Consider the following 5,872-nt stretch of genomic DNA (forward strand, 5'->3'; position numbering starts at 1 on the left):
ACTCTTGTTTTAGGCTCATGGCGTCTCTCGTGTTCCAGGGCATGATGGCCTCCCGGCGAAGCTGGCTTCGCCGAGAAGTGTCCACCATGTCCCCGCACACCCGTCAACCATGTGTCCGGTCCGTACATAGAGACACAAAAGTAACCAAAAAGTCTTCGCGGGTATGACTCACCCACATGGGTTACAAATCAGTTCACGCACATAGGTAACAGTTTTTAACTGGCAGGGTCGATTTCGTGAGGATCTGACCATGCCCTGGAAAGAGCTGAAACCTATGGACCTCAAAGTGATGTTTGTCGCTGAATACCTGACTGGAAAACACAGCCTTAGCCAGCTATGTCGAGACTATGAAATCAGCCGAAAGACCGGCTACAAGTGGATCGAGCGATACAAAGCAGAAGGCCCCAGCGGGCTTGATGAGCGTAGTCGCCGTCGGCACCACCAGACTTATGTGGTGCCTTTGACGGTAAAGCAGGCGATTATCGAACTTCGTTCTATAGGCGAGACAATCCCTGGTCCGAAAAAGATCCAGAGTGATTTGATAAGGCGTTTTCCTGACCAGGATCCGCCCTCGAAAACGACTATTTATAACGTCCTCAAAGCAGCCGATCTGATCACGCCGCGACCCCTGCGGCCAAAGGTTGCTGTCTATCCAAAACCGTTACGTAAGGCAGATGTACCTAATCAGCTTTTCAGCGCTGACTACAAAGGCCAGTACCTGACAGGTGCGGGCGTATGGTGTTATCCGCTAACAATCATGGACCATGCCAGTCGCTTCTTGCTTGCCTGTCAGAGCATGCCCAGCACCAATTTCAAGGAGACCCAAGAGACGTTCGAACGGGTGTTTCGCGAGTATGGTTTGCCTGAGCGGATCCGTACTGACAACGGAGTGCCGTTTGCCAGCACAGGGCGCGGAGGGCTGTCACAGTTGTCGATCTGGTGGCTACGGCTGGGGATCATTCCAGAGCGTATCGAGCCTGGTCGGCCAGACCAAAATGGCCGGCACGAGCGTATGCACCGAACACTGAAAAGCACTTTGCCCAATCCACCTGCGGTTGCTTGGGAGTCTCAGCAGAAACACTTTGATCGTTTCATACAGCACTACAATTACGAGCGAGGGCATGAAGCGCTGAGCCAGAAAACACCGGCTTCATGCTATTCACCTTCACCTCGAGCCTATCCTGAGAAACTGCCGGAGATGGGTTATGCAAGTCATATTGAGTGTTACCGGACTGACTCAAACGGGATGATTTATCGGTCAGGTCTGCGGATTTATGTGGGGCATTTACTGAAATACCAGACTACTGGAATGGAGATGCTGAGCGACGATGTGTGGGCTGTTATTTTCGGCCCAGTGATCCTCGGACAAGTGGATGCGAGGAATGCAGACAAGGACGGCTATATTTCACTCAAAGTGTTACCTATGTGAATGCACTTTTGTGTAACCCATGTGGTTGTCCCGTACACGCCCCAACACTCGGTGCCTCGCTGTGGCTCGGCATGCCCGCAATCCGCCAGTGATTTGGGGGGCCGCCGCGATGGGCCATCCTTGGCCCAGCGCGGCTAAACCGGCATCCCTGCCGGTTTACCCCCCAAATCACTGTCAGATTCCGGCCATCGTGTTTAACGGGGCGATTTCAGATCAAGATCAAAAGCGCAGATCAAAAGACCGCTGACTTCGTCATCGAAAAGGATGTAAGGGCCGGAGCAACAGCAACAGCAACAGCAACAGCAGAGCCATACTCGGTCTAAGGTGGGAGCTGGCTTGCCTGCGATGGCATCAACTCGGTGCACCTGATACACCAAGGTGTCTGCATCGCAGGCAAGCCAGCTCCCACAGAAAAGCAGATCCCAGGTGTATGCAAATCCGCTTTTCGCTTTTGATCTAACCACTCAGGTCGGCTTTCAGGCCGCCGTGCTGTAGATCTTGATCTTGATCTGAGGCGCCCCGTTAACCACGATGGCCGAACGCAGGCTTGAATCCGTGGGTAACCCGGCAGGACGCCGGGTTAGCCGCGCTGGGCCAAGGATGGCCCATCGCGGCGGCCCACGGATTCAAGCCGGAGTGAGGGCACACCGAGCCTAAGCGAGGTGCCGAGTGGTGGGGCACAGACCTTTTGGTTACTTTTGGGGCGTTTGCCAAAAGTGACCCGCTGTAAGAGCGGAACCCTACTCAGCCGTTACCGCAGCAACGGATATGTACACCAGCAAACCACCCCCCACCCCCATCAAACACTACCAACAAAAATCAATCCCGCGCCAGTGCCTCAATCGGGTCCAACCGAGCCGCATTCCGTGCCGGCACAAAACCAAACACAATCCCGATCAACGTCGAACACGCAAACGCCGTCACAATCGACCCCACGGAAAACACCATCTCCCACTCCTTCACAAACAGCGAAAACAGATACCCAATGGCGTAAGACAACGAAATCCCAATAACCCCGCCGATCAAACACACCATCACCGCCTCCACCAGAAACTGCTGGCGAATATCCGACTGCCGCGCCCCCACCGCCATGCGAATCCCAATCTCACGGGTGCGCTCAGTGACCGACACCAGCATGATATTCATCACCCCAATCCCACCCACCAACAACGAAATCACCGCAATCAGCGACAACAGCAGCGCCAGGGAGCGGCTGGTTTTCTGCACCGTCTGCATGATGCTATCAAGGTTATTGGTGAAAAAATCCTTGGTCCCATGCCGCTGCAGCATCAGCTTGTTAACGTTGTCTTCCACCACCTTGCTCGGCTGCCCATCCTTGATACGCACGGTAATGCTGTCCAGATGCCGCTGCCCCAACAGCCGCCCCGCCGCCGTTTCATAAGGTACCCACACGTTCAACGCCTTACTGGCAGCGAACATGTTTTTATTGTCAGCCGTCACCCCGATCACCGTACACGGCAGGTTCCCAACCAAAATCACCTGCCCCAGTGGGTCCACGTTCGGCCCGAACAGGCGATGCCGAGTGTTGTGGTCAATCACCACCACCTGCGCCTGACGCCGCGCATCACTTTCACTGAAGGCAATCCCGGCTTCGAGCTTGAGCCCCTTCACTTTGAAATACCGATCACTGACGCCATTCACCTGCGCATCCAGGTCGATATTGCCAAAGCGCAGCAACAGGTTGCGCCCTACCACCGGCGTGGCGCTGTCGACGTAATACAGTTGATTCAACGCCTCCACATCCGACGGCATCAACGTCTCGATGGCCGACGCACGACTGTCGCCGAAACTGGTGCCGGAAAAGATATCGATGGTGTTGCTGCCAATCGCCTGGATGTCCTTGAGCACATAACGCTTGGCCCCCTCGCCGATCGCTGAAATCGACACCACCGAGGTAATGCCGATGACAATACCCAGCATGGTCAGCAAGGTACGCATGCGATGGGAAATCAGCGCGACCCAGGCCATATTGAAGGCCTCCTTGAACAACCCCAGGCTCGCCACCAGGCGCCGAGCGCCGCTGCGCTTGGGCTCAATCGGCGCTTCGCTGGGCAAATCCAGCCCCACACTGTCATTGGACTTGTCGCTGACTATTTCACCATCGCACACCTCGACAATCCGCTGGGCGTTCGCCGCCACCTTGGGGTCGTGGGTGACGATAATCACCGTGTGCCCGGCCGCGTGCAGCTCGGCGAGGATGCGCATCACCTCCTTGCCGCTGTGGGTGTCGAGGGCGCCGGTGGGCTCGTCGGCGAGGATCACCTCACCGCCATTCATCAAGGCCCGGGCGATACTTACGCGCTGTTGCTGGCCACCGGAGAGCTGGCTCGGGCGGTGGGTGGTGTGCCCCGCCAGGCCCAGGCGCGTGAGCAGGTCGCGCGCCCGGCTGTGCCGTTGGCTCTCGGGCGTACCGGCGTAGATCGCCGGCATTTCCACGTTATGCAAGGCGCTCAAGTGCGCGAGCAAATGGTAGCGCTGGAAGATAAACCCGAAGTAATCCCGGCGCAGTTCCGCCAACTGTTCATCGCCCAGCGAGCGGGTCTCGATGCCGTTGATCTTGTAGCTGCCGGCGGTGGCGTAGTCCAGGCCGCCGAGGATATTCATCAAGGTGGATTTGCCCGAACCCGAGGCACCGATGATCGCGACCATTTCGCCGGCATGAATCGTCAGGTCGATGCCCTTGAGTGCGATGAACTCGCGCTCGCCGGCCATGAAACTGCGGGTAATGCCCTTGAGCTCCAACAGGGGTTGGGTCATGGCTCAGTTCCCCGCCACAGCTGGGCTGGCGTCGCCGATCACGACTTTGTCGCCCTCGGCCAGGCCCTCCAGGATCTGCACCTTGACGTTGTTATTGATGCCGGTTTTCACATCCCGCGACAGCGCCTTGCCCTTGGCGTCCAGCACCCGTAACGGGTAAGTGCCGTCGTTATTGCGCGCACCAAGCGCCGCCACCGGCACTATCAAGGCCGCCTGGGCAGTGTCGAGCACAATACGCACTTGGGCGGTCATGGCGATGCGCAGACGATGGTCCGGGTTAGGCACGTCGAACAGCGCGTTGTAAAACACCGCGGTGTTCTGCTTGGGCGTACCGGCGGTCTGGGTTTCGAGGAAGTTCTGTGGCGCCGGCTCCGTGCCACGCAGCTTGGCGTAGTAGCGCTTGTCGGCTTCACCCAGGATGGTGAAATACACCTGCTGGCCGGGGCTGATATGGATCACATCGGCCTCCGACACCTGGGCCTTGACGGTCATGGTGTCCAGGTCGGCCAGCTTGAGCAGCACCGGCGCCAACTGGTTGGCGATCACGGTCTGGCCTTCCTGCGTGACGATGCCGACTACATCGCCGTCAATGGGCGCGACGATGCGCGTGTACGCCAGATTGACCTTGGCGGTATCGATCTGGATATGCGCGCTTTTGATCTGCGCATCCAGGGACAACAGGTTGGCCTGTTGCACCTGGAACGTGGACTCGGCGTCTTCAAAATCCTGACGCGATACCGACTCATCCACCTGCAAGCCCTTGTAGCGCTCATACACCGACTTGGCCTGCTTGAGCTGCGCCGCCGTGGCGCGGCGCTGGGCCTGCAGGTTTTCCTCATCCACCTGGGCTTTACGCAAGGTGTTTTGCAGAATCAGCGGGTCGATCTCCGCCAACCACTGGCCCTTCTTCACCTTGTCGCCGACCTTGACCTTGAGCGACTTCAACTGCCCCGACACCTGCGCGCCAACATCGACCTGCTTGATGCCCTCAAGCAAACCGGTGGCCAACACCGCATTCTCAATATCACCGCGCTCAGCCGTGGCAGTGAGGTACTGCGGCGCATCGGCAGGAGCCTGCACCGTGTACACCACCAGGCCAATGGCAACAGCCAACACCGCGAGCATTCCAATTTTGCGAAACTTTGACTTTTCCATAAATGACCATAAAAAGATGAAGAGGGCCTAAAACGGCACGGTCCAGTGTGGGAGCTGGCTTGCCTGCGATAGCATCAACTCGGTGTGCCTGACACACCGAGGTGTCTGCATCGCAGGCAAGCCAGCTCCCACAGAAAAGCAGATCCCAGGTATATGCAACTCCGCTTTTCGCTTTTGATCTAACCACTCAGGTCGGCTACTAGGCCGCCGTGCTCTGCTTTTGATCTTGATCTGAGGCGCCCCGTTAACCACGATGGCCGAACGCAGGCTTGAATCCGTGGGTAACCCGGCAGGACGCCGGGTTAGCCGCGCTGGGCCAAGGATGGCCCATCGCGGCGGCCCACGGATTCAAGCCGGAGTGCGGGCATGCCGAGCCTACGCGAGGCACCGAGTGGTGGGGCACAGACCTTTTGGTTACTTTTGGGGCGTTTGCCAAAAGTGACCCGCTGTAAGAGCGGAACCCTAAGTCGCCATCACAAAAACAACGGATATGTACCCGGCATTCCCCCC

At 57.7% G+C, this 5,872-nt stretch carries 3 protein-coding genes; 1 reads left to right on the forward strand and 2 read right to left on the reverse strand.

Annotation, left to right across the window (positions count from 1 at the left end; all coding sequences use genetic code 11):
- The first annotated feature begins 250 nt into the window (after positions 1-250).
- A complete protein-coding gene (locus HBO23_RS25770) occupies positions 251-1,429 on the forward strand; it encodes an integrase core domain-containing protein (protein ID WP_170040243.1) in 1,179 nt (392 codons plus the stop codon).
- 819 nt (positions 1,430-2,248) lie between these two features.
- Here the strand turns inward: HBO23_RS25770 and HBO23_RS25775 are convergent.
- Entirely contained in the window at positions 2,249-4,207 is a 1,959-nt protein-coding gene (locus HBO23_RS25775; protein ID WP_170040244.1) for a MacB family efflux pump subunit, read from the reverse strand.
- A 3-nt stretch (positions 4,208-4,210) separates the two neighbouring features.
- The gene (gene macA / locus HBO23_RS25780) at positions 4,211-5,362 is read right to left on the reverse strand and encodes a macrolide transporter subunit MacA (protein WP_017134518.1); all 1,152 of its coding nucleotides are present in this window, start codon (positions 5,360-5,362) and stop codon (positions 4,211-4,213) included.
- Positions 5,363-5,872: the final 510 nt, after the last annotated feature.

The organism is Pseudomonas sp. WS 5532 (assembly GCF_012985445.1).
GTDB lineage: Bacteria > Pseudomonadota > Gammaproteobacteria > Pseudomonadales > Pseudomonadaceae > Aquipseudomonas > Aquipseudomonas edaphica.